23 protein-coding genes are annotated in these 23,242 nt (G+C 58.6%); 16 read left to right on the top strand and 7 right to left on the bottom strand.

Features of this window, described 5'->3' with window-relative positions:
* Positions 1 to 8: 8 nt before the first annotated feature.
* The 3 genes from hscB to IEW18_RS04705 form a co-directional block, all read right to left on the bottom strand.
* Entirely contained in the window at positions 9 to 545 is a 537-nt protein-coding gene (gene hscB, locus IEW18_RS04715) for a Fe-S protein assembly co-chaperone HscB (RefSeq protein WP_188556665.1), read from the bottom strand.
* A 130-nt stretch (positions 546 to 675) separates the two neighbouring features.
* A complete protein-coding gene (locus IEW18_RS04710; RefSeq protein WP_188556664.1) occupies positions 676 to 990 on the bottom strand; it encodes a putative quinol monooxygenase in 315 nt (104 codons plus the stop codon).
* A gap of 140 nt (positions 991 to 1,130) precedes the next feature.
* Positions 1,131 to 1,910, bottom strand: a complete 780-nt coding sequence (locus tag IEW18_RS04705; protein WP_188556663.1) for an SAM hydrolase/SAM-dependent halogenase family protein — start codon at positions 1,908 to 1,910, stop codon at positions 1,131 to 1,133.
* Positions 1,911 to 2,096: 186 nt separating this feature from the next.
* Here IEW18_RS04705 and IEW18_RS04700 point away from each other — a divergent pair, with 186 nt between their 5' ends.
* The 13 genes from IEW18_RS04700 (at position 2,097) to IEW18_RS04640 (ending at position 16,524) form a co-directional block, all read left to right on the top strand.
* Positions 2,097 to 3,203 (top strand): PhoH family protein, encoded by a 1,107-nt coding sequence (locus tag IEW18_RS04700; protein ID WP_188556662.1) that lies wholly within the window; start codon positions 2,097 to 2,099, stop codon positions 3,201 to 3,203.
* Positions 3,204 to 3,378: 175 nt separating this feature from the next.
* Positions 3,379 to 3,816, top strand: coding sequence for a GNAT family N-acetyltransferase (locus tag IEW18_RS04695; protein ID WP_308428038.1), 438 nt, complete (start codon positions 3,379 to 3,381; stop codon positions 3,814 to 3,816).
* A 151-nt stretch (positions 3,817 to 3,967) separates the two neighbouring features.
* The gene (locus tag IEW18_RS04690; RefSeq protein ID WP_188556661.1) at positions 3,968 to 6,205 is read left to right on the top strand and encodes a ComEC/Rec2 family competence protein; all 2,238 of its coding nucleotides are present in this window, start codon (positions 3,968 to 3,970) and stop codon (positions 6,203 to 6,205) included.
* 174 nt (positions 6,206 to 6,379) lie between these two features.
* Positions 6,380 to 7,192, top strand: a complete 813-nt coding sequence (locus IEW18_RS04685) for an enoyl-CoA hydratase/isomerase family protein (RefSeq protein WP_188556660.1) — start codon at positions 6,380 to 6,382, stop codon at positions 7,190 to 7,192.
* Between the two features lie 187 nt (positions 7,193 to 7,379).
* On the top strand, positions 7,380 to 7,880 hold the full coding sequence (locus IEW18_RS04680; protein ID WP_188556659.1) for a sterol desaturase family protein: 501 nt from the start codon (positions 7,380 to 7,382) through the stop codon (positions 7,878 to 7,880).
* 28 nt (positions 7,881 to 7,908) lie between these two features.
* On the top strand, positions 7,909 to 8,835 hold the full coding sequence (locus IEW18_RS04675) for a MerR family transcriptional regulator (protein ID WP_188556658.1): 927 nt from the start codon (positions 7,909 to 7,911) through the stop codon (positions 8,833 to 8,835).
* Between the two features lie 287 nt (positions 8,836 to 9,122).
* Positions 9,123 to 9,638 carry a sigma-70 family RNA polymerase sigma factor gene (locus tag IEW18_RS04670; protein WP_088843003.1) on the top strand — a complete coding sequence of 172 codons (516 nt, stop codon included), beginning with the start codon at positions 9,123 to 9,125 and terminating at the stop codon, positions 9,636 to 9,638.
* A 204-nt stretch (positions 9,639 to 9,842) separates the two neighbouring features.
* On the top strand, positions 9,843 to 11,327 hold the full coding sequence (crtID, locus tag IEW18_RS04665; protein ID WP_188556657.1) for a bifunctional phytoene desaturase/3,4-desaturase: 1,485 nt from the start codon (positions 9,843 to 9,845) through the stop codon (positions 11,325 to 11,327).
* Between the two features lie 109 nt (positions 11,328 to 11,436).
* The gene (locus tag IEW18_RS04660; RefSeq protein ID WP_188556656.1) at positions 11,437 to 12,279 is read left to right on the top strand and encodes a phytoene/squalene synthase family protein; all 843 of its coding nucleotides are present in this window, start codon (positions 11,437 to 11,439) and stop codon (positions 12,277 to 12,279) included.
* 83 nt (positions 12,280 to 12,362) lie between these two features.
* Entirely contained in the window at positions 12,363 to 12,890 is a 528-nt protein-coding gene (locus IEW18_RS04655; protein WP_188556655.1) for a hypothetical protein, read from the top strand.
* A 333-nt stretch (positions 12,891 to 13,223) separates the two neighbouring features.
* Positions 13,224 to 14,423: a carboxypeptidase-like regulatory domain-containing protein gene (locus IEW18_RS04650; RefSeq protein WP_188556654.1), complete on the top strand. Its 1,200-nt coding sequence runs from the start codon at positions 13,224 to 13,226 to the stop codon at positions 14,421 to 14,423.
* 423 nt (positions 14,424 to 14,846) lie between these two features.
* A complete protein-coding gene (locus IEW18_RS04645; protein WP_188556653.1) occupies positions 14,847 to 15,695 on the top strand; it encodes a 4-hydroxy-3-methylbut-2-enyl diphosphate reductase in 849 nt (282 codons plus the stop codon).
* Positions 15,696 to 15,768: 73 nt separating this feature from the next.
* Positions 15,769 to 16,524, top strand: a complete 756-nt coding sequence (locus IEW18_RS04640; protein WP_188556652.1) for a fatty acid desaturase — start codon at positions 15,769 to 15,771, stop codon at positions 16,522 to 16,524.
* Between the two features lie 18 nt (positions 16,525 to 16,542).
* Here the strand turns inward: IEW18_RS04640 and IEW18_RS04635 are convergent, their stop codons facing one another.
* Positions 16,543 to 17,280, bottom strand: a complete 738-nt coding sequence (locus tag IEW18_RS04635; protein WP_188556651.1) for a LytR/AlgR family response regulator transcription factor — start codon at positions 17,278 to 17,280, stop codon at positions 16,543 to 16,545.
* Positions 17,281 to 17,543: 263 nt separating this feature from the next.
* Between IEW18_RS04635 and IEW18_RS04630 the strand changes: the two genes are divergently transcribed.
* Positions 17,544 to 18,116, top strand: a complete 573-nt coding sequence (locus IEW18_RS04630) for a hypothetical protein (RefSeq protein ID WP_188556650.1) — start codon at positions 17,544 to 17,546, stop codon at positions 18,114 to 18,116.
* Between the two features lie 92 nt (positions 18,117 to 18,208).
* Here IEW18_RS04630 and IEW18_RS04625 read toward each other — a convergent pair whose 3' ends face one another.
* The 3 genes from IEW18_RS04625 to IEW18_RS04615 all read right to left on the bottom strand — a co-directional run bounded on the left by IEW18_RS04625 (position 18,209) and on the right by IEW18_RS04615 (position 21,508).
* Positions 18,209 to 18,580 (bottom strand): heavy-metal-associated domain-containing protein, encoded by a 372-nt coding sequence (locus IEW18_RS04625; RefSeq protein WP_188556649.1) that lies wholly within the window; start codon positions 18,578 to 18,580, stop codon positions 18,209 to 18,211.
* 105 nt (positions 18,581 to 18,685) lie between these two features.
* Positions 18,686 to 20,983 carry a TonB-dependent receptor gene (locus IEW18_RS04620; RefSeq protein ID WP_188556648.1) on the bottom strand — a complete coding sequence of 766 codons (2,298 nt, stop codon included), beginning with the start codon at positions 20,981 to 20,983 and terminating at the stop codon, positions 18,686 to 18,688.
* 81 nt (positions 20,984 to 21,064) lie between these two features.
* Positions 21,065 to 21,508, bottom strand: coding sequence for an HYC_CC_PP family protein (locus IEW18_RS04615; RefSeq protein ID WP_188556647.1), 444 nt, complete (start codon positions 21,506 to 21,508; stop codon positions 21,065 to 21,067).
* Positions 21,509 to 21,815: 307 nt separating this feature from the next.
* Between IEW18_RS04615 and mraZ the strand changes: the two genes are divergently transcribed.
* Positions 21,816 to 22,292 (top strand): division/cell wall cluster transcriptional repressor MraZ, encoded by a 477-nt coding sequence (gene mraZ / locus IEW18_RS04610; RefSeq protein WP_188556646.1) that lies wholly within the window; start codon positions 21,816 to 21,818, stop codon positions 22,290 to 22,292.
* Entirely contained in the window at positions 22,289 to 23,233 is a 945-nt protein-coding gene (gene rsmH / locus IEW18_RS04605) for a 16S rRNA (cytosine(1402)-N(4))-methyltransferase RsmH (protein WP_188556645.1), read from the top strand. Before mraZ ends, rsmH begins: the two co-directional genes overlap by 4 nt.
* The last annotated feature ends 9 nt before the right edge of the window (positions 23,234 to 23,242 follow it).

Raw genomic sequence — 23,242 nt, 5'->3', positions numbered from 1 at the left:
TCGGTAATTCATGAACGGGTAGCAAACTTAGCTAGACTTTCGCGAATGCGCAACAGGTAGCGTTTTTTCAGGTAATAGGTTCGCACTTGCTCCAGGGCCCGGGTGCGGGCATCAATAGGCAAACCGGGGTAGCCGGCTAGCACCGGCTCAATGCCTGCTTCTAGGGTGTCCGTCAGGGCGTTGACTTCATTGGTGACCCGTTCCACAATGGCTTGGTCGGGCTCAAATTCCAGCTCCATTAGCTGTTCATTTAGCTCCATTACTTCCATTAAAAAATCTGGAGGCAACTCTTGTTTTCCCTCCTCCAGCAGGCCGTGCTGGCTTAAAATGTAGGCCATGCGCTGGTCGGCGTCGGCTAGCGTGCGGTAGGCGTTGGTGTTGAGCGTGGCTAGCTGCAGAATTTCGCGCTGGCGCTCTGGACTCTCCGTGGCGTGAAAGTCAGGGTGATATTCGCGGCTGAGGGCGTAGTAGCGCCGCTTTAGCGCGGCTTCGTCGGGCCGAAAGGTTTCCGGCAGCTCGTAAAACTCGAAGTAGTTGGGAGTCATCGTTACTAAGAAAGTAGGCGTACGGCCAGTATACACCGCTCGTACGCCAGTGGGCCGAAACAAGAGCATTGGTAGCTACTACTCCTTACGTTGTCCAGCAGGGTAGGGGCAAGCAGGAATTGCATGGTTACTAAGCCATGTCGGCGGGTAGGCTGGCCGTGTCTACGCGGTGAACGGAAAAAGCAACGGGAGCCGCGGCAAACAAGCGCTTGGTTGCCGGCCAGACCTGACCAAATAAGTCGGAGCCCCGGTAGGCATTTAGCGCGTCGGCAGAATCCCAGTGGCTGTGCGTGCAGAAGACCGTGGGTTGCTCGGCATCCTGCCATAACTCCAGAAACCGGCACCCAGGCATTTGCCGAATCAGGTGCTCAGAATCCCGAAAAATCTGCAGAAATTCCGGCACTCTCTCCGGCGTGAACGTCATGCGCACAATACGAATCAGCATAGGGGAAACAAAAATTTCAGCGGCGAAACAAGAGACAAAAGACAATGCCATATCGGCAGTTGTAACTTAACATAATAAATAAACAAAGTTATAATCTGCGTTTAAACGCTATAAAGACACTATTTGGATGTGCTTGCCGGTTAGCTTACGTCGGGAGGAAAGTGAATATCCACCTGCGAATCGAAGTGCAAACCCAGTAGCTCCGAGGCATTACCTTGGTTGATGCCAATGCAGAGCTGGTCGCAGCTGTTGAAAATGCAGACGGCCTCACCCGGCGCAGTGGCCTGGAAGTGGGGCGCAATTTCGCGCACGGTTTCGCGGGCAAAGTGGATAGTAAAGGAGCGGTTGCGCCCAATAACTTCTACCGCCGTGCGGGTAATGTCCGTAACGAGGTTGCCGTAATGATCCACGTGCACTACGTGGCCGGTAATGCGGTTATCCTGCAGGCGCAGCTGCCGGTTCAGGAGCTGGTACACGTCGGTAGCGGCCGGGCCCAGCGAGGTAAGCGCTTCGCCTTGGGCCAGCCGCACGGCCGCTGGGGCCAGCAGGTCGCGGGTAGGGGAGGCTGTGATGGGTTGGCCCACGCCTATGGCGATTAGTTCCTCGGGGCGCCCGTCGCAGAGCAGGGGAAGTAATCCGTTGTTGGCCGATACGAAGTAGTGGCCCCGGAAGCGGGCGGCGTGCCAGGCGGCCCGGGGCGAGCCAATGTCGTTGACGCCTACTAGGTGCACCGTGCCTTCCGGAAAATCCTGGTACACGGAGCTGAGCACGTGCATGGCGTGAGCAATATTGAAGGGCTCAATGCCGTGCGTGATGTCCAGCACCGGCACCTGGGGGGCCAACTGCAGAATCCGCGCCTTGACGGCGGCCACGTAATGGTCGCGGTATCCAAAGTCAGACAGAAACGTAATCAAGCCCATGACCGGAAATTCGGAGTTATTCGTACTATTGCCAGGCCCCCTGCGGGGGCGGCAAAAGTAGGCGTTTTGCCGCGAATCGGGAGCAGCAACGATTCATAGGTTTTTGCTGTTACCCCTTGCAGAAGGCTTCGTGGGCTCAGCTCACCCGCTCTTTTCTTCTCCTTCCGCCCTTAAATTCCTTCTAGATTGGTCGAGAAAGTCATCACGCTCGAAAATGTGTCCCTGGTTGAGTTCCTCGGACCCGATAACCAGAATATCCGCCAGCTGGCCGCGGCCTTCCCTGGCAGTAAAATCATCTCACGCGGCAACGAAATCAAGATTCAGGGCCAAACGGCCGTAATCAGCCGCATCAATGAAATCCTGTCGGCCCTGCTGGAGCACTACCACCAGTACGGCCAAATCACCGACAAAACCGTCAGCCAGTACCTGACCTCGGCCGACGAGGACCAGCAGGACCGCATGCTGGCCGCTTCTCCCGACGTCATTCTGTTTGGGGCTAAAGGGGGCGTCATCAAAGCCAAAACCGCCAATCAGCAGCGCCTGGTGGATGCCGTGCTGAAACACGACCTGGTGTTTGCGCTGGGGCCGGCCGGAACGGGCAAAACCTATATTTCGGTAGCGCTGGCCGTGCGGGCGCTGAAAAATAAAGAGGTCAAGAAAATCATCATTTCCCGCCCCGTGGTAGAAGCCGGCGAGAGCCTCGGTTTTCTGCCCGGTGACATGAAGGAGAAGGTAGACCCTTACCTGCGCCCGATTTATGACGCGCTGGAAGACATGCTGCCGCCCGAGAAGTTCAAGTTCTACCTCGAAAACAAGACCATTGAAATTGCTCCCCTGGCCTACATGCGCGGCCGGACGCTCAACAATGCGTTTGTGCTCCTGGATGAGGCTCAGAATACTACCCCCAGCCAGCTCAAGATGTTTTTGACCCGCATGGGGCCGAATGCCAAGGTGATGGTGAACGGTGACCGAAGCCAGATTGACCTGCCCACCAAGCAGAAGTCCGGGCTGATTCAGGCCCTGGACATCCTGCGCGACGTGCGCGACATTGGCTTCGTGGAAATGACCTCGGAAGATGTGGTGCGTCACCGCCTCGTCAAGCAGATTGTGCAGGCCTACGATAAGTTTGATGTGCAACAGCAGCAAGACCAGGCCAACCGCCCGGTACGGGAGTACCGGCCCAGCTACCAGCGCCGCCAGGAGGAAGTAGCCAACCACGACGCCGGCAAGCACCCCGATGCCCGTCGCGAAGACGACGGTACCCGCGCGCTGCCAGTCAACCAGGAGCAGTAAGCAACGTTCCGGGCCGTTCCGCGGCTTGCGAAGTCAAAAAACAGAAGGGCCGCCGAATGGGTGGCCCTTCTGTTTTTAGGAAGCCGGAATGGACAAAGCCACCAGTGGTGTAGTACTTTCGCCGGTATAACCAGGTGCGGCCCGGTGGCGGCATCTTCCACCAATTTACTTTCCCGTGATACAGGTATCCCGCATTACCTCCCCGCAAGACCCCAGCCTCAACGACGCGCTAGCCATTCGTCATACGGTGTTTGTGCTGGGGCAAAATGTGCCCGCTGAGCTGGAGAATGACTTCCACGACCGCACGGATGCCACTCACTACCTAGCCCGTACGGCGGAGGGTACGCCCTGCGGTGCGGCCCGGTGGCGGGTTACGGAGTTGGGAGTGAAGCTGGAGCGCTTTGCCGTGCTGGAAGCCTACCGCAACCAGCAGGTGGGGGCGGCCCTGCTGGCCGCCGTGGTGCAGGATGTGCGCGCCAGCCATCCGGAGGCCTTGGTGTACCTGAACGCCCAGTTGCCCGCGGTGCGCTTCTACGAGCGGCACGGGTTTGAGCGGGTAGGGGAAAAGTTTGTAGAGGCCGACATTGAGCATTATAAAATGAAGCTGACGTAGCCGCCAGCGCACTACTCTCTTATACCTATGCCGCCCCTGCTTTCTACTTCAGAGCAGGGGGCTTTTATTGTCTAGCTTATTTTCCTCATTTTGGCCTCTTGTAGGATAGAGCTACTACTGCCTTAACAGCTACTTGTATAACGCGTGCTATATGGAAATTAAATGGGCGCCCAACGCCTTTGTGCGGCTGACTTTGCCCTTGATGGCGGGCATCCTGACCTATTTATACTGGGGCGAAAACCTGCCGGAGCTACTACCGCTGGTTGGCGTGCTGCTGGTGTTGTTTGGGGTGGTACACGGCTGGGCTACCTGCCAAAAAGGACCAGCCGCCACGGATGCCGCCGGCTTGCTGGCCGTGCTGACCGTGTATGCTGCCGGCGCCGCCCTGACCCAGCAGGCTACGGAAAGCCGCGCCCCTGACCACCTCTACCGATTCGGGAGCCGCGTAGAGTTTTACCGGGGGGTAGTCGACGATTATACTGTGGTGCGGCCCGCTACGTACGCTACTACCGTGCGGGTTTCGGCGGTGCGCGTGGGCGGACAGTGGCGCCCGGCCCGTGGGGGCATCCGGGTGAGTGTGCCGCGTGAAGCCACCGTGACAGCGCCCCAGTACGGCGACGTATGGCTGGTGCGCGGGGCGCCCGCGCCCAGCAAGCCGCCCCTTAACCCCGGCGAGTTTGATTACCGCCGCTACTTGGAGTACCACCAAGTATACCACCAGCAGTTCATTCACCCGGATCAGTACCAGCAGATTGCCACCGCCCCGCCTAACTGGCTGCGGGCCGTGGCTATGCGCGCCGCCCGCGTGCTAGACGGCGTATTTCGACACTACATGCACGCCAAGCGGGAGTATGCCTTGGCTTCGGCACTGGTACTCGGGATTAAAGATGAAGTAGACCAGGAAACCAAGCAAGCCTACGCTAACACGGGTACTACCCACATCATGGCCGTGTCGGGGTTGCAGGTGGGGCTGCTGTTTGGGGCCGTTACGTGGCTGCTGGGCCGGCTACCGGGGCGGCGGGGACCGTGGTTTCGGTTTGTTGCGGCTGCGCTCGGCTTGGCTACCATCTGGAGCTACGCGTTCCTGACGGGGCTGTCGGCTTCGGTGCTGCGGGCGGCCGTAATGTTTTCCTTCCTCATTTTGGGGCGAGCCAGCGGCCGGCAAACGTCCATGTATAATCTGCTGGCCGTAGCGGCTTTCTGCCTGCTCTGCTACGACCCCTACCTGCTCTGTGACGTAGGCTTTCAGCTGTCATTCCTGGCCGTACTCAGCATTGTGTACTTGCAGCCGCGCATTGGCCGGCTGCTGCATCCCAAGGCTTTTTTCCTGGGCCAGCAGCGGCCCTGGCAGCCGAAAGCCGTGCAGAAAGGCTGGAAGGGGCTGGGCTGGTCGTTCGATAAAATTTGGCAAGCCACGGCCTTGTCGTTGGCGGCCCAGGTGGCCACGCTGCCGCTCGGGTTGTTTTATTTCCATCAGTTTCCGCTCAGCTTCCTAGCCTCCAATCTGGTGGCCGTGCCTATTTCCAGTGGGGCCGTGTACGTGGGGCTGGGGCTGCTGGTGCTGAAAGGTATCGTGGCTTTGGTGGGGGTAGGCTCGGGGCAGGTCGCGGCCGTGCTGGATTGGTTGCCGCGGATTGTGGCCGGGGTTTTCGAGTGGCTGATCTGGCTTTTCAACGAGTATATTTTCGGCATTGGCCGCCTGTTGCCCGGGGCCCTGATTTCGGGTATTCACGTGACGGCCCCGCAGGCCTGGCTTATGTTTGCCATCATACTGGCTGGGCTGGTGTTCTTTCAGCTGCGCCGCCTGCCCTGGTTGGGCGTGGCCTGCGCTCTACTCGGCGTACTGGAAAGCAGCCGGGTCTGGGCCGCCTACCAACTCGCCCCCGACGCGCGCCTAATTGTGTACAGCATTCCGCGCCGCTCCGTGGTAGGCTTCTGGCAGGGCGCGGCGGCCGAAGTGGTAACCCTGGACTCTGTACCGCTCACGGAAACGGAACGCACTTACCGCATTGTGCCCGGCAGCATTCAGCGGGAGGCCCGGCAGGTGTACCACCGTCCCGGCTGGCGGGGCTGCCCCGTGCCCGCGCAGGTGCTGGAACCGGGCCTGACCCTAACGGCCTGGCGCGGAGTACAAGTAGCCTTCGTGAGTGGGCCCCTGAGCGGCGCCCGGGCGCCGCTGCCAGGGCTGGAGGCCATTGTGCTCCGCCGCAATGCCCGGGTAACCCCCGCAACCCTGGCCAGTATATTCGGAACGGCCGCACCAATACTATTCGATTCTTCGTGCAAAAGTTGGTACGTGGCCCGGCAGGATTCGGTATTGCATCATGCTGGTTTTCAGACCTATGATGTTACTGCGCGCGGCGCGTTTACGGTGCGGGCTCAGCGCTAAGCTCGGCCAGCCGCCAGGTGAGCCGCAACTTGTGGGGTGCTCCTTGCGCTATAGCATTCGTTTGTAGTGTCATTTTCGCTACGTTTGGTCTTAGCGTCCTTCTTTTTAACTCGGTTGGGTAAGTCCTGGCTGCCTGCCTCCGTTTTCTCTCACCGCTCTGCAACGTCCCTGACTATGGAAAACATGCCCACTCAGGAATTGGAAGACCTGCGCTTTATTCGCTACGAAGCCCAGGATTCCATTGGCTACATCACGCTCAACCGCCCGGAAAAGCGCAATGCCCTCAGCGCCGAGGTTGTCACGGAGCTCAAGCAGGCCTTTGAGTTTGCCGAGGACGACGAGGCCTGCAAGGTCATCGTGCTACGGGCTGAAGGCGACGTATTCTGCGCCGGGGCCGATCTGGCCTACATTCAGGAGCTGCAGGGCTTCGGCTACACCGATAACCTGGCCGACTCTACCCACCTGATGCAGCTGTTCCACCAGATTTACACCCTCAAAAAGGTGGTAATCGGGCAGGTGCAGGGCCACGCGCTGGCCGGGGGCTGCGGGCTGGCTACCATCTGCGACTTTGCCTTTACCGTGCCCGAGGCAAAGTTTGGCTATACGGAGGTGAAGATTGGTTTCCTGCCGGCCATCGTCAGCGTGTTTCTGCTGCGCAAAATAGGGGAGGCCCGCACCAAGCAGCTCCTGCTCACCGGCGACGTCATCACGGCCCAGGTAGCCCTGGAGTTCGGCCTGGTTAACTTCCTAGTGCCCAAAGCCGAGCTAGCCGATAACGTGTACCGCTTTGCCCGCCGCCTGTGCGTGGAGAATTCGTCCCAGAGCATGGAAACCACCAAGGAAATGCTGGCCCGCATTCCGGAAATGCCGCTGGAGGACAGCCTGCGCTACGCCGCCCGCCTAAACGCCGAAGCCCGCGGCTCCGATGATTGCCGCCGGGGTATTGCCGCCTTTCTGGCCAAGGAAAAAATCAGCTGGGATAATTAAGCTGCCGTACAATTCACCACGCATAACTCCCTATCAGCACCAGCCGCGCCTCCAGGTGCGGCTGGTCTCGGTTTGGGGTAGTCCAAAGTTTTTCCGGTTGAGGTAAACCGGCAGAGTCAGGGAAGAGTAGTAACTTTCTCCTTTCTAGATTTTTCAAACTTCTCACCACCGCGGCGGTTTGAGCCCTATGACAACGCTGGCAGCCGTAGCCGTCACGACGGCTACCTTTTTAGGAATGGAATTCGTTGCGTGGTTTATGCACCGTTTTGTGCTGCATGGGCCCCTGTGGTTTTTGCACCGCTCCCACCACGTGCGCCACCCGCACCGGTTTGAACGCAACGACTTTTTCTTTCTCTTTTATGGCTCGCTTTCCATGTTGCTGATTATCTACGGCTCCGACGCCAAGGATTTCCGCTTCTGGATGGGGGTAGGCATTGCGGCCTATGGCACGCTGTACTTTTTCGTGCACGATGTGCTGATCCATGGGCGGCTACGGTTTTGGCGCAAGTCGCGCAACACGTATCTGCGGGCCCTGAACATGGCCCACAAAATGCACCACAAAACCACCGGCCGCACTGGCTCCGAGGAGTTTGGCCTGCTGTGGGTATCACCAAAATATTTTGCTTTGGCCCTGCGTAAGCCGGCTCCCACGCGGGTGCTGCGGCAGGGGCCCAACGCGGCGGTTTAAATAATTAGTTGAGAGGGAGAACCGTACCGTGGGACATTTTTCAATCAGCGACCTAGAGCAGCTATCCGGCATCAAGGCGCACACCATTCGCATCTGGGAGCAGCGCTACGGCATTCTGCGACCCGTGCGTACTGCTACCAACATCCGCACCTACTGCGACGATGACCTGCGGCGCCTCCTTAACGTCGCTACCTTGTGTAACCGGGGCTACCGCATCTCCCAGGTAGCTAAAATGACGGAGCCCGAGCTAGCCAAGGCCGTTATTTCCTGCGATGATGCCTCGCATAACTATTGCCAGCAAGTAAATGGGCTGCTGGCGGCCATGTTAGAAATGAACGAATTGCAGCTCACCCGGCTGCTGAACGAAGCTATTGCGCGCAGCGGGTTTGAGCAGGCTATTCTGCACGTAGCCTATCCTTTTCTGCAGCGCATTGGGGTGATGTGGCAAACGGGCACGGTAAACCCGGCTCAGGAGCACTTGGTCACCAACTTGTTGCGCCAGAAGCTGCTGGCGGCTACCGATGGGCTAGCGCCCGTGCAGCCGGCCGCGGCGCGGCGCTGGGTACTATTTCTGCCGGAAAGGGAAATGCACGAACTGGCCTTGCTGTTCATGAACTACATCCTGCGGGCCCGGGGGCACCATGTGTTGTACCTGGGGCAGAACTTACCGGTTCAGGAACTCCGTGCCGTTTGCAGTGCCTACCAGCCCTACGCGGCCCTCACAGTACTGACGGCAGTTCCGGAACGGGATGAGGTACAGGATTTTGTGAATGAGCTAAGCCGGACCTGCCCTGATATCACCTTATTTCTGTACGGCCCGCTGGCGCAGTTACCTTTCCAGATGCCGACAAATGCCGTGCGACTGCGCCTGATTACTGATTTTATGGCCCTGGCCGAAGGAATATGCTCCTGTGCCTGCGACAAAGAGGTGCAGCTGCCTACCGAAGCATCATGAAAGCATAACGTACCCTTGTTCAACAAAGCCGCCGCCCGGCCGTAGGAATAAACATCCGGCGGCCGGGCGTTTGCGTAAGTTTTGGCAGCCAGTCAGTCAGGAAATAATCTAGAACAAGTAGAATAAAATTTCGCTGTTACTGCTTGGTAATGAATATATTACCGTTTGAAACAAGCGTTTTTGCGAAGGGAGTGGGGTGGTAGGAAAAATAAATCTATGTAGGTACGGACTACTTTCCGATCCGCTCGTATATTTGTTTAACTTTTTGCCACGAAAAGCTAAACAGTATGACCTCTTTGGAATTCACCAACCAAGTACAGAAGATTTCTTACTCGCTAAAGCCCGTGGCGATGAACCTGACCCGCGACGCCGATGATGCCAAGGACCTAGTGCAGGAAACCTTGCTCAAGGCGTTGTTGAACAAGGACAAGTTCAAAGCGGGCACCAATTTGAAGGCCTGGTTGTACACCATCATGCGCAACACCTTCATCAACAACTACAACAAGATTACCAAGCGCAATAGCAATATTGACAGCACGGAGTACTTCCAGTACTTTAATACCGACGAAAACTACATTACGCACAACGGAGCCACCTCCGATTTCGTAGTAACAGATATCAACGAAGCCATTGCCGGTCTTTCCGCCGATTACCGGACTCCGTTTATGATGTATTACATCGGTTACAAGTACCTGGAAATTGCGGAAAAGCTGCAGATTCCGATTGGAACCGTTAAAAACCGTATTCATATCGCCCGCAAAGAACTTAAGCAGGCGTTGAAGACATACGCCCCCGGCGTGTAGGGAATAGGGAGAGAGTACAGACCCGCCCCGGGCGTATCGCGGGCCGCGGACGACGTTAGCTTTTGGCGGCGTGGTTCGCGGCCCGTCTGTTTTTAGGCTGCCGGCTGAAACATCAGCCCGGCTCGGCAGTATGTAACTTGGGGCGCGGCCAGTTGCCCGGCGGCCGCCTTCGCGCTTCACCCTACCCAACCAACTCCCGCTCATTTGACTACTGCTACTTCCAAACACGTACTTGTTATCGGGGCGGGCTTTGCCGGCCTGGCCGCGGCTACTTCCCTGGCCCAACGCGGCTACCGCGTGACCCTACTGGAAAAGAATGAAGGGCCCGGCGGCCGGGCGCGCGTGTTTCAGGCCCAAGGCTTCACCTTTGATATGGGCCCTAGCTGGTACTGGATGCCCGATATTTTTGAGCAGTACTTTGCCCGCTTTGGCAAAAAAGTTTCTGACTACTACCAGCTGGTGCGGCTGGATCCTTCCTATCAGGTCATTTTCAAGGGCAAGGAGGCCGTGGACATTCCGGCCCAAATGCCCGAGTTGCGGGCTCTGTTTGAGCGCTACGAGCCGGGTAGCGCGGCCCGCCTGGATGAGTTTCTGCGGCAGGCGGCGTATAAGTACCAAGTCGGCATTGGCAAATTTGTGCATATGCCCGGCCGTTCCCTGCTGGAGTTCATGGACCCCCGCCTGGTAGTTGACGCCGTGCGCCTGGACTTGCTACAGAGCATGCACAAGCATGTGCGTAAGTTTTTCAAGGACCCGCGCCTGCTGGAGCTGGTGGAGTTTCCAGTGCTGTTCCTGGGGGCCACGTCGGAAAATACGCCGGCCCTGTACTCGCTCATGAACTACGCCGACCTGGCCCTGGGCACCTGGTACCCCATGGGCGGCATGCACAAAATTGTGGAAGGCATGGTGCAGCTGGCCCAGGAGCGAGGAGTCAGCATTGAGTACAACGCAGCCGTACAGCAGATTGTGGTGGAGCGTGGCCGCGCTACTGGCGTGCAAACGGCCGCCGGTTTCCGCGCCGCCGATGTAATAGTGGCCGGCGCCGACTATCACCACGCCGAGCAGCACCTATTGGCCCCCGAGTGGCGCCACTACGACGAGGCCTATTGGAACTCCCGCACCATGGCCCCATCCTCCCTGCTGTTCTACGTGGGCGTGAGCAAGCGCCTACCCAAGCTGCGCCACCACAACTTGTTTTTTGACGAGGAATTTAGCCTGCACGCCGAGGAAATCTACGAGGATCCGAAGTGGCCCAGCCGCCCGCTGTTCTACGTATCGGCCCCCTCCCAGACGGACCCCTCGGTGGCGCCGGAGGGCTGCGAGAACCTGTTTCTGCTGATTCCGGTGGCGCCTAACTTGCCTGACCCCGAGGCTACCCGGGAGCACTACTATAACCTGATTATGGAGCGCCTGGAACGCCACTGCGGCACCAGCATCCGCGACGCGGTAGTGTTCAAGCGCAGCTACGCCCACCAGGATTTCGTGCAGGATTACAACAGCTACAAAGGCAACGCCTACGGTCTGGCCAACACCCTCCGGCAAACGGCCATTTTAAAGCCCGCCCTGAAAAGTAAAAAGGTTAGCAATCTGTATTTTACGGGCCAGCTTACGGTACCGGGCCCAGGAGTGCCGCCCTCCCTTATTTCGGGTCAGGTAGTGGCGGCGGAAGTAGCAAAAGAGAATCAGTAATTAATAATTAAGAATTAAGGATTGGTAAAGCAGAAGCAGCCCGGTGCCGCCAGCACAGCAGAACGGGTCAATTCTGACTTGCTAATTCTTGATTATTAATTCAACCAGAATGGACCACGTTGCCCTTTTCACCGAAACCAGCCGGGCGTGCAGCAAGCTGATAACCAAGCGGTACAGTACCTCTTTTACGTTGGGTATTCGTACGCTTGATAGGCGGTTTCACTTGCCGGTGTACTCCGTGTATGGTTTTGTGCGCTGGGCCGATGAAATCGTGGATACGTTTCATGAGCACGACAAAGCCGCGCTGTTTCAGGATTTCAAGCGCCAGACCTACGAGGCCCTGGACCTGCGCATCAGCCTGAACCCAGTTTTGCACGCCTTTCAGGACGTGGTACATCAGTACGGCATCGACCGGGAATTTATCGACGCCTTTCTCTACAGCATGGAGATGGACCTGGACGACCGCAGCTACAACCAGTCCCTGTACGAGAAATACATCTACGGCTCGGCGGAGGTAGTGGGACTGATGTGTTTGCGCATTTTCTGCGAGGGCGACGAGGCCCAGTTTGCCCGTTTGCGCGAGTCGGCGCGGCGGCTGGGGTCGGCTTTTCAGAAAATCAATTTCCTACGCGACATTCGATCCGACTACCAGGAGCGAGGCCGGGTATACTTTCCCGGCGTGCAGTACGAGCGGTTCACCGATGAGGTGAAACAAACGATTGAAGCCGACATCCGGGCCGATTTTGAGGCCGGTTACGCCGGTATTGTGCAGCTTCCGCGAGCGGCTCGCATGGGCGTCTATCTGGCCTACGTGTACTACCTCAAGCTCTTCCACAAAATCCGGCAGTTGCCTGCTCAGCGTATCCTTGGCGAGCGGGTGCGCGTACCAAATAACACCAAGCTGCTGCTGTTGCTCGGTTCTTACTTCCGCTACCAACTGGCGCGGGTGTAGCGACCGTCCCCATTTCTCCGGAATTTTATGGGCAACTTTGCAGCGGCCTGCCATCCTGTGTTGGGCTACTTACTCTGCGCCGCGTGAAGCTGATTCGATTCCTGTTCCTTTCTTTCCTTCTGACTCTTTCCACCTTCGTGTCAACTGAAGCCAATCCGTACTCCGTCGCCCACCTGCGCCGGCAGTACCAGCAAGCCGCTACCAGCAAGGAAGCCGGCGAGAAATTCTACCAGCTCATGGCCGCTTACGACAAGCAGGATGCCGTGGTGCTGGCTTACAAAGCCGCCGCCGAGGCCATCCGGGCCCGCGACGCGTCCATGTTCAACAAGCTAACCTACGTGCAGAACGCCAGCAAGCTGTTCGACCAGGCCGTGAAGCTCGACGCCAACAACGCGGAAATTCGTTTCCTGCGCCTGAGCGTAGAAAGCAACCTGCCCGGCTTCCTGGGGTTGAGCCCACACGTAGAGGAAGACCGACAGTTCCTGGTCAGCACCCTGCTGAAACACCCCGGCTCCGGCCTCGATGAGGAGTCATTTGGGCTGGTGCGCAGCTTCCTCGTAGACAGGGGCCACGTCTCGGAGGCCGAAGCTCAGAAGTTAACGCAGCTTTAGGAGCCCCACCCGCTTCATCGTAAGCTAGTCTAAAAAGCTCCCGGAAACGGGAGCTTTTTCGTTGGTGGCTCTTGGAACTAAGGTATTTGCTGGGCTGTGTGAACAGTAAGCCCTGTACTGTTTTGGCAGAAAGGTAGCTGCTGAGGGCACTGTTGTAAGACAGGCGGGTAGGAGGGAAGAAGCCGCAGAAATATCTTTGAACCCAGCTGGTGGCGCAGGCTACCACTGTAAATTATGTGTAACAACACATCAAAAATCCTATTTCAACGTTTCTAGGGCACCCTCGCCGCCCCGTGGTGGCTCTCCCTTCCGTGAAATCTCCCGTTCAACTTGATGAAACACGCGCTAACTCTGACGCTGGCCCTTACGACGGCTTCTCTGGCCCACGCTCAACAAATTACCCTCAAAGGCCGGGTAATAGATGAAAAGCGCCAACCTGTGCCGTACGCCAACGTCGGCCAGCTCGGCAATGAGCCCGGCACGGCTACCAACGAAGCCGGCGAATTCAGCTTGCGCGTAGCAAGTCTGCCCCGGAAAATAACCGTTGTCAGCCTGGGTTATGCCCCCACCACGGTAGATGTCTCTTCGGCCACGGAGCCCCTCCTGATTGTGTTGAAATCCAGCACCGTAGCGCTGCCTGAGGTGCGGGTGCGCAACCCCGAGCAAGTGGCTACCGAACTGGTGAAGCGGGCCTACGCCAAGCTGGCCCGCCACCAGCGTCAGGAGCAGTACGGCAAAGCCTTTTATCGCCAGAAGCAAGAGCACAACGGCAAATATTCCGAGTTTCTGGACGCTTTCTACGACGTTCGTTTCACCAACCAGGGGGTAGGCGGCTGGCAGCTGGAGCAGGCGCGCTACGCCACGGCTGCCGAGGAAACCGGCGTCGATATGACCAACTTTTCGGCCGCTGTGCGCCTGATTCCCGTCTTTGAGCCCAAACCCAGCCGCCGTACCCTGGCCGTGCCCCTGAGCCCCCTGGCCGACAAGCAGTTCAAGTTTCATTTGCGGGAAGTACTGCAGGACAAAGGCCAGGAAACCGCCGTTATTGACTTTACCCCGCGGCTGGATTTAAACCAGCCGGCCGCCTTTGGCACCTTGTACCTGGACTTTAAGACGGCGGCCATCCGGCGCTTGGAAAGCAACGTGCCCATCGGCAACCTGATGTCGTTGCAGTTTTCGGAGGGCACGACCCTTACTTCCCAGACCTTCCGAATGGTGACGGAGTTTAGCCCGGTGGCCGATTCTCTGAGCCGCTTGCAGGCCGTGCGCGCCGAGCAGACGATAGTGCTCAGCTACCAGGGCAAGCCCGACAGCACCGAAATCAGCGGTAACCTGTTCTTCTACCAGAACACTACGAAACCGGCCGCCAAGGGCTACAAGTCAACGGGCGTGAACTACAACGACCTCAAGCAAGCCATGAAGCAGAATTACAACGCCAAATTCTGGCGCGACCGGGAGATTCTGCGGGCCAGTCCAGTGGAGGAAAAAGTAATCCGGGACCTGGAACAGCGTAAAGCGTTCGGCTCTTTCTGAGGGTAAGAAAGGCGGCCTGGGCGATGCTGGCGCCAAGTTGCTGAACTTATACGCCCCGCAGTAGGCCGCCGTGAGAAAGACGGCCTGCTCCGGGGCGTAATTAGTGGCGCGGCAAAACTGCACGATGTTTTTTCCTCGTAGGTATCTGCCCTCCGGCGGGCCGGCCAAAGCTACCGGCTCTGGGCAAGGGTAGGGGCTGGCTAGTTGCTGCTTCGAAAAGGCGGCTCGGTAAGCTCCTGCGTAGCGCCTAGCTTGTGGGTAGGTTGTCTGGGCCAACCAATCGGTTGTCAGCGAGTTAACTTTCTGGGCGTACTGCTTGTTACGAGTGCGCTACACGGTACCAGCACCGGAAGAAATGATAAACACCTTGTATCTTCTGCCCTCTGTAACCTTCTGGTCACCTCGACAGTTACTCAGTTAGCTATGCCGCACCACCTGAGCGTCCGTATTGACCCTAATTCTGGTTTTTGCTTCGGCGTAATCTATGCTATTCAGATGGCTGAGGACCTGCTGGATGAGCAAGGTTACCTGTATTGCCTCGGCGACATTGTGCACAATGACGAGGAAGTAGAGCGTCTGGAGCAGCGGGGCCTGCGCATCATCGACTACCAGCAACTGGCCGAGCTGCGCAATGAGGCTGTCCTGATTCGGGCCCACGGCGAGCCGCCGAGCACCTACCAGATGGCCATGGAAAACAACCTGACCCTGATTGATGCGTCTTGCCCCGTAGTGCTCAAGCTGCAAAACCGCATCAAAACCAGCTACGACCGCCAGGACCGCATCTTTATTTATGGCAAGCACGGCCATGCCGAAGTGCGCGGCCTGTTAGGGCAGACGAGCGGGGAAGCCGTGGTGTTCGAAAACCTGGAGGAGCTACTTCGCCATGAGTTGCCCGCCAACATCACCCTGTATAGCCAAACCACCAAAAGCACCAACTCCTTTTACCGCATTAAGGATGAGTTGGAGCAGCGGGGCTACCAAGTAAACGCCAACGATACCATCTGCCGGCAAGTCAGTAACCGCGACAAAGATTTGCGCCGGTTCGCGGCTCAGTTTGACCAGGTAGTGTTTGTGTCGGGCACGAAAAGCTCCAATGGCAAGGTGCTCTACCAGGTGTGCAAGGAAACCAACCCCGCCACGCACTTCATTTCCAAGGTCGAGGAATTGTGTGCTTCCTGGTTTCAGCCGGGCCAGTCGGTGGGCATTTGCGGGGCTACCAGCACCCCCATGTGGCAGATGGAGCAGGTCCGGGATGCGCTGCTGGCCCTGTAAGCCCAGTAGCTTGGAGCGCCTTCCCGGCGAATACTAGTTGTTTTTAGTTGGTTACTGCTTGCCTGTTTCCCGTATGGTTCAGTCCTCCGTTGTCCGTAGTGTTGCTTTGCCCGCCCAGCGGGTGCGCCCCACGCCGTTGGGCTACAAGGGGGTAGGCATGGCGGTGCTGATTCTAGTGGCCTGGGCCGCGTTGCTAACCTATCTGCTGGCTTTCTACCAGCCCAACTGGCGGACGCCGGGGCCGTACTTGCTGGCGCTGGGGCAGATGCACTTGTATACGGGCCTGTTCATCACGGCCCACGATGCCATGCACGGGGTGGTTAGCGCTAATAAGCGCCTAAACAACTTCATTGGGACCCTAACGGCCGGGCTTTTTGCTTTCAACTGGTTTCCGGGCATGCTCGCCAAGCATCACGCCCACCACCGGCACGTGGCCACCGAGCACGACCCCGACTTCCACGATGGGCAGCACACCAGCTTCCTGCTGTGGTTTGTGCGCTTTGCCTGGAACTACGTGACCCTGGCGCAGGTAGCGCTGATGGCCCTGACCTACAACGTTCTGAAGCTGTTTCTTCCGCAGGCCAATGTTATTGCCTTCTGGATGGTGCCGGCGGTTCTGGCTACGCTGCAGCTGTTCTACTTTGGCACCTACCTGCCGCACCGCGGGGAGCACCAGCCCGATAACCCGCACAAGTCGCGCAGCCAGTTCCGGCACCACGTGTGGGCTTTTCTGAGCTGCTACTTTTTCGGGTATCACTACGAGCACCACGACCAGCCCTACCTGCCCTGGTGGCGCCTGTGGCGGGCCAAGGAGTTGGTGCAGAGGTAAGCAGAATCCTACATCAGATTAGTTCTGACGGCGAATCAGGGAGCGGTTCACGATGCGTTCCGTTACCCTTTCCCGGTACGTCTGGCCCAGCGGCAGAGCATGGCCGCCTACTTTCACCTCCAGGTTGCTCACGGAGTCAATTCGGGCGGCATTGACCAAGTAGGAGCGGTGGGTGCGTACAAACAAGCCCGGGGGCAGCTGCTCCTCCAGGTTTTTCAGGTTCACGAGGGTCAGATGGGTGCGGCCGTCGGCGGTGTTAATCTTCGTGAAGTCCTTCAGGGCCTCGATGTAGAGCACTTCCCGGTAGTGCAGGCGCACAAACTGCGCGTCGGTCCGGATAAAGAACGAACCCCAGCCGGTAAGGGCGTCGGCCTGGGCATCGGAGCCCAGCGTGTTAACACGCAAGATGCCAGCCACTTTGTTTACCGCCCGTAAAAAACGGTCCAGGGAAATTGGCTTCAACAGAAAATCGATGACATCCAGGTTAAAACCCTCCATGGCATATTGGGGGTAGGCCGTCATCAGGACCACCAGCGGGGGCTGTTGCAGGGAGCGTACTAAGTCCAAGCCACTTAAGTGGGGCATGGTAACGTCGGAAAACAGTACCTGCACCTGATTCTCCATCAGGTAACGATGTGCGTCCAGCGGATCGGTAAAGGCAGCTTTCACGTCTAAGATGTCCGTCATTACTACGTAGGCCTGCAGCAGGTCCAGTACGAGGGGGTCGTCATCTAGAAGCAGGCAAGAAATCTTCATATCAAATAGCTCATTCCGGGTGACAGGGTCAATATAGACAGATAAAATCGAATCGTCTTATAAATTATTGAAAGAAAACAATTTTAGGCATACGCCTGGGCCTGCTGGTCTACTTGTGCCCCGAGTTGCTATATTTTAACCCCATCATAATTAGCGCATTACATACCTTCTGGCGTAAAAAGGAAATCCTGCCGCATTTGCGCCTCTACCTGCTCTGGTTAGAGTTCGTTGAATGAGCGCGCCTGCCCGCACCTTCATCGGCTATGAAACCTACCCCTGCCTTTGCCTCCTCAGCTGCCCCACCTGTTGTGCTGGGCGTAGATCTGACTATTGCTCAACATGAGGGCCTGCGGCGTTCCTTGCGCACGGCGTTTGGCTTAAGTACCCGGGCTATAAATCTGCGGATTGACCCCGGCATGGACCTGATTTTTTTGTGCGAAACCACGCTGCCCGGCACCCTGCCCTGCCTAGCCGCTCTAACGCACCCCGGCATTTTAGCCGTAACCCTGCGCGAGGCCTGCCTGATTTGGCACCAGCCGCCCGGCCAGGCCATTGGCCGGGGCACGCCAACGCTGGGCGCACTGGAAAGCGGTAGTTGCTTTCTGACGGCCAACAGCCGGAAAGTGCCGATAGCTACCTTCGGTCCGCGACAGATCCAGTCTACCCACATCGACATGGAGCTGCAAGGGCAGCCCAACCTACTGGAGTTTCTGCGCTCCGACTGGTTTACCCTGGAAATATCCGGCACTAATCGTCGCCGCCTCACCCGGCCCCTCACGTTTCAGGTGAATCTGCAGTTTGAGGTGCGCATGGCGCCCAGCCTTATTGCCGCCTGATGGGGTATTTTAAGCTCAACAAAAAAGCCCAACCAGGAGCGGTTGGGCTTTTTTGTTGAGTAGGGAATCGGCTTTGCTTTAGCCTTACTGCACTAGTGGGTGCTGTTAGTTTTCTTGCAGCAATCCGGTAACTGGCTGTAGGCGCGGGCGTTGGCCGTCTGGTTGTCGGCATCGTAGCCAGTTTCCTGTACCGCTGTGCGTAGGGCAGCCGGCGTGGTTTTATCGGGCCGATAGGTAACGGTGAGCATCTGGCTAGGTACGTCGAGCAGGGCCGCCTGCACTCCTTTTTCGTAGGCCAGGGCTTTCTCCAAGCGCGCTTTACACATGTCGCAAACGGCTGAGGTTTTCAGCTGCAGCGTTTCAGTGGCGGGACCTTTGGCCTTGGGCTTGGCGGTTTGGGCAAATGAGCCAACCGAAGAAAGCAGGAACGTAAGCGCAAGCAGAAAAGATGAGAACAGTTTCATAAAAGGAAAACAAGAAAAGGGGTAGGGAAAGTGCCGGTAGCACTACTGAAAGAAACGTGCCAGAGTGAGCAGCCCGGGCCGCCCAAAACACAACTTACGTGGGTATTACTTGACCGTAATGCGCAGGCCCGCGTAGGTAAGACGCCCGTAAATGGGCCCCCAGATCATGGCCGCGTCAAAATCGGGCCCGAAAGGGGCGTAGGCGCCCTGAATCGGGTTGGCTTGGCGGTAATTCGTGAGGTTTTCAACCCCGGCGTACACCTCAAACCGTTTGAAGGCGCGAGTGACCTGCGTGTTAAGCAAAGCGTAGCGGGGCGCGAAGGGCAGGGTGGCCTCGCCGGTGCCGTGCAGGTGGCCGCCGCTACCCGCCGCATGAGCCAATGGCCGGCGCCCGAAGCCCTGCACCGTAAAATCGGCCCGCCACTTATCGAAGGCCGTGGCGTAGCCCAGGTTCAGGAACAGCCGGTGCCGCGGGGTAAGCACCTTGGGTAGCAACTGCCCGTCGTAGGTAGTCTTCACGTCGAGGTACTTGTAGGCGGCTTTGGCCTGCAGGCCCTTCACGGGCTCTACCTGCACTTCGGCCTGCAAGCTGCGCGAGTAGGAGCGGCCGCCTACCCCCAGGTTCGTGATGATGAGCCGCTCGGGGTTGGTGTAGGGGTCAGCTACTACCTGATTAGCAAACTTGGTGTGGTAGTAGTCGGTAATGAAGGTAGCCGGATGGCCAAAGGCATTGAAGTACTGCGTAAACGAGCCGCCGACGTTCCAAGCCGTTTCGGGCCGCAGCACCGGGCTGATGACAAACTCCCGGGAGCTGACCAACATGCCCACGTTTTCGGCAATCGGGTTAGCCGTCCGAAATCCCCGGCCCGCCGCTAGGCGCAGCACGGTGTTTTTGGCCGCGTCGTACTTCACGTTCAGGCGCGGGGTCAGCTGCCAGCCGTACAGGTTGTGGCGGTCTAGGCGCAAGCCGCCCACCAGCGTGAGGTTGCGGGCGTTCTGGTACGTGTATTCGGCGAAGGCGCCGGGCACCTGCTCCCGGCGGTTGCGGTGCTCCCGGGCGTAGCGCTGGGCCGGCGTTTCGGTGGGGTAGGTAAAGCCGGTTTTGTATACCTCGTGGTAGTCATCGTGCAGGAAGCTCAGGCCAGCCCGGTAAGTGTGGGCCGTGGTGCCCAGAATGCTCTGGAACAGCAGCGTAGCCAGGCCCGTGCGCTGGCGTCCATCGTAGGTACGCAGGCCATAGCGGGACGTGAAGTCGTGGTCGGTGCCGCTGAGCAGTAGCCCCAGGCTCTGGTAGGGTCGGCCGGGCCAGGTGTAGCTGGTTTTGGCGTAGCCGGTGTAGCGGTTGGTTTCCTGAGTAGTGCCGTAGAAGCCGCCGGGATTTTCCTCGCGGTAGCCCATCTGCCCACCCTGCCGGGTTTCGCGCAGGGCGCCCAGGCCTACCTCCGTCACCAGGCCCTTGCCCGAGAGGTACTTCCACTTGTTAAATACGTTATACTGGGTAGCCAGCGGCAAATCCAGGAACCCGTCTTTGTTGCGGTCCACGCGCTGGCCCAGGTGGTCGGTATGCAGCAGCAGGGCCGTACTTACTTTCTTGCTGATGGGGGTAGCCAGGTTCAGGTTCAGGTCGAACTTGCCCAGGTCGTTAACATAGGCATTGAAGAGCAAACGCTCGGCCTTATCGGGTTCCTTGAGGCGCACGTTTACCTGGCCCGAAATGCTTTCGTAGCCATTCACCACCGAGCCCATGCCCTTGATGATGTCGATGCTCTCAATCCAGGGGCCGGCCAGGTAGCCCAGGCGGTAGGGCGAGGCCAGGCCGCGCAGGGCCGGCAGGTTGTCGATGGTCAGCAGGGAGTAGGCCCCGTCCAGGCCCAGCAGCTGAATCTGCTTGGCTCCCGACACGGCATCGGTGGTGGAAACCTCCACGGAGGCGTTGGTTTCGAAGCTTTCTGCCAGGTTGCAGCAGGCCGATTTCGTCAGGTCGCGGCTGGTAATTACCTGGGTGTTGGTGGGCGTGAGGCCGGAGTAGGAGGGAGCCCGGCCTTCCACCGTTACCTCGCCCAGCTCCGCCGAGCGGCGCAACGGAATGCGCAGGTAGCTGGTGCCGCCAGCCTGCACCGTGTCGGGTTGGTAACCCAGAAAGTTGACAATCAGCCGGGCATCGGAGCCGGCGGGGCGCACCAGGGAAAACGTGCCCTGGTCGTCGGTGGTGACAGCGCTGGTGGGGGCGCTTAGCCAGCGGACTACCGCGCCGGGAACGGGCGAGTTGGTAGTGCCATCAAGAACCTGCCCGCGCACGGGGGCCGTAGAAGCATCAGGAGTTTGGGCCGTAGCCGTTAGGGTGCTACCCAGCACAAGGCTGGCCGCCGTCAACAAACGGGCCGGACCGGCAAAGGAATTCATATCGTCAGTAAGTTAGGTTTCTCTTTCGTGAACCCCGCTGCCAGTACACCAGCGGCGGGAAATGCGGGGCACGAGAAACCTCTAGACGATGAGCACGCCCACGAACGTGAGCAACGCCCGGCCGGCCCGGGCCGGGGGCGACGAGTCCGCCGCGTGCCAACGCGCGGCTACCTGCCCGAGCGGCGTAGCCGACACGGCCGGCCACCCAGTAACGGCTGGCCACGCCGGGGCCAGGGCCACCGGCGGCACTTTCACCCAGGCCAGCTCGGCGGAAGGCGCATCCAGCTTGTGGAAATGGGCCCCGAATTCGCAGCAGGACTTCGTAAGCTGGGCCTTGGCCGAATGATGTGCCGTGGCTGGCTGGGGAGCCGGACACTTATGGCGGGCCGGACTGAAAATTACGCTGGTCGTACGGCTTCCGCTCTGCCGACAGGTGTGCTGCTGCACCGTCAGGCCCACCGAGGAGGTGAGGACGAGCAAGGCCAGCCAAGTGCTGAAGAGCCGATGAAGCAGCGGGCGTTTCATATCGACCACAAAGATAAGGCTTTCGGGCTGCCAAACCACGTGCTATATCTGGCCCAAGAAGTGCAGAATTTCACCTCGTCCGCAGAGGAATGGGCTGCCCCTCGGCCTCTGAAATTATGTGAACCTCACCTCTGCCATTCTGACAAGGTGAGAATTACTCCGCCGGCTGGTTTCTGAAAAAGCCCTTAAAACAGCTTGGAAAAGGCTTTTTTTGGAGTGGTAGAAAATGGTAAATCGTGGTGACCTTTTCCAGCGGGTTCCGTACTTTTGCTATATCCCGTTCCCATGCCCACCTCACTCCCGCACCATGACCCTGCTGCTCTCCGGCGAATACGAGTGCAAGCTCGACCCCAAAGGTCGGCTGGTGCTGCCGGCGAAGGTCAAGGCCAACCTGCCGGAAGCCTCGGGCAACCAGCTGGTGCTGGTCCGCGGTTTTGAGCCCTGCCTAGTGCTCTACCCCCGGGCCGCCTGGCGCGTGATTCACGAAAAGGTCATGGCCCTGGATGAGTTCAACGAGGAGTACCGACAGTTTCAGCGTAACTTTTTCCGGGGCATGACGGAGGTGGAGCTGGACTCCATCGGGCGGTTTATGCTACCCCGCACCATGCTGCGGTACTCCGGCATCGAGAAGGAAGCCATCATCGTGGGCCTGGGTAACCGCTGCGAAATCTGGGACCCGGAGCGCTACGAGGACTTCCTCATCAAAGACCAGCAGAGCTTCTCGAAGCTGGCGCAGAAATTTTTGACCACCGAAACCGGCCCCGGCGGCCCCCTGGCCGCATGAGCAACGCCTTGAACCACTACGACAACGATACCGCCTACCACCGCCCGGTCATGCTGCGCGAGTGCTTGGAAGGGCTCGACCTGCAGGCCACGGGCCGCTACGTAGACGTGACGTTTGGTGGCGGCGGCCACTCGGCCCGTATTCTGGAGCGCCTCGCCGGAACCGGCCACCTCTATAGCTTTGACCAGGATGCCGATGCGGAGCGCGAGGCTGAGAAGCTGGCCCGGCCCCAGTTCACGTTCATTCGGAGCAACTTCCGCCACTTGTTTCAGGAGCTGCAGCGCCACGGCGCCCTGCCGGTGGACGGGCTGCTGGCCGATCTGGGCGTGTCCTCCCACCAGTTTGATACGCCGGAGCGGGGCTTCAGCACCCGTTTCGATGGGCCCCTGGACATGCGCATGAACCCCGACGGCGACGATGCCTCGGCCGCCGACATTATTAATGAATACTCCGAGGCCGATTTGCACCGTATTTTCGGCATGTACGGGGAAGTCACCAACGCCCGCACGCTGGCTGCCACCGTGGTAGCGGCCCGGCGCGGGCAGAGCATCAGCACCATTGCGGGCCTGAAAAAGGCCATTGCACCTTGCACCCCCCGGGGCAAGGAAAACAAGTACCTGGCCCAGGTTTTCCAGGCCTTGCGCATTGAGGCCAACGATGAAATGACCGCCTTGCAGGAAATGCTGGAACAAACGGCACAAGTATTGCGCCCCGGCGGCCGGCTGGTAGTGATGAGCTACCACTCCCTGGAAGACCGGCTGGTGAAGAACTTCATTGCCAAGGGCAAATTCTTCGGCGAAGTGGACAAGGACCTGTTTGGCCGCACCAACGTGCCCTTCGAGGCTCTCACGCGCAAGCCGGTGGAAGCCTCGGAGGAGGAAATAGCTCTGAACAGCCGGGCCCGGAGCGCCAAGCTTCGCATTGCCATCCGCAAAGAATAGAACTGCACG

The sequence above is a fragment of the Hymenobacter glacieicola genome (genome assembly GCF_014640315.1).
Classification (GTDB): domain Bacteria; phylum Bacteroidota; class Bacteroidia; order Cytophagales; family Hymenobacteraceae; genus Hymenobacter; species Hymenobacter glacieicola.
Note: the sequence above shows the minus strand (reverse complement) of the source record. Positions and strands in the feature narration are given on the sequence as shown.

Coding starts and splice junctions, on each gene's coding strand:
- mraZ (WP_188556646.1), top strand. CDS start 21,816: ATGACCCTGCTGCTCTCCGGCGAATACGAGTGCAAGCTCGACCCCAAA.
- IEW18_RS04650 (WP_188556654.1), top strand. CDS start 13,224: ATGAAACACGCGCTAACTCTGACGCTGGCCCTTACGACGGCTTCTCTG.
- IEW18_RS04645 (WP_188556653.1), top strand. CDS start 14,847: ATGCCGCACCACCTGAGCGTCCGTATTGACCCTAATTCTGGTTTTTGC.
- IEW18_RS04710 (WP_188556664.1), bottom strand. CDS start 990: ATGCTGATTCGTATTGTGCGCATGACGTTCACGCCGGAGAGAGTGCCG.
- IEW18_RS04615 (WP_188556647.1), bottom strand. CDS start 21,508: ATGAAACGCCCGCTGCTTCATCGGCTCTTCAGCACTTGGCTGGCCTTG.
- IEW18_RS04685 (WP_188556660.1), top strand. CDS start 6,380: ATGGAAAACATGCCCACTCAGGAATTGGAAGACCTGCGCTTTATTCGC.
- IEW18_RS04640 (WP_188556652.1), top strand. CDS start 15,769: ATGGTTCAGTCCTCCGTTGTCCGTAGTGTTGCTTTGCCCGCCCAGCGG.
- IEW18_RS04620 (WP_188556648.1), bottom strand. CDS start 20,983: ATGAATTCCTTTGCCGGTCCGGCCCGTTTGTTGACGGCGGCCAGCCTT.
- IEW18_RS04635 (WP_188556651.1), bottom strand. CDS start 17,280: ATGAAGATTTCTTGCCTGCTTCTAGATGACGACCCCCTCGTACTGGAC.
- IEW18_RS04705 (WP_188556663.1), bottom strand. CDS start 1,910: ATGGGCTTGATTACGTTTCTGTCTGACTTTGGATACCGCGACCATTAC.
- IEW18_RS04670 (WP_088843003.1), top strand. CDS start 9,123: ATGACCTCTTTGGAATTCACCAACCAAGTACAGAAGATTTCTTACTCG.
- IEW18_RS04690 (WP_188556661.1), top strand. CDS start 3,968: ATGGAAATTAAATGGGCGCCCAACGCCTTTGTGCGGCTGACTTTGCCC.
- rsmH (WP_188556645.1), top strand. CDS start 22,289: ATGAGCAACGCCTTGAACCACTACGACAACGATACCGCCTACCACCGC.
- IEW18_RS04625 (WP_188556649.1), bottom strand. CDS start 18,580: ATGAAACTGTTCTCATCTTTTCTGCTTGCGCTTACGTTCCTGCTTTCT.
- hscB (WP_188556665.1), bottom strand. CDS start 545: ATGACTCCCAACTACTTCGAGTTTTACGAGCTGCCGGAAACCTTTCGG.
- IEW18_RS04680 (WP_188556659.1), top strand. CDS start 7,380: ATGACAACGCTGGCAGCCGTAGCCGTCACGACGGCTACCTTTTTAGGA.
- IEW18_RS04660 (WP_188556656.1), top strand. CDS start 11,437: ATGGACCACGTTGCCCTTTTCACCGAAACCAGCCGGGCGTGCAGCAAG.
- IEW18_RS04630 (WP_188556650.1), top strand. CDS start 17,544: ATGAAACCTACCCCTGCCTTTGCCTCCTCAGCTGCCCCACCTGTTGTG.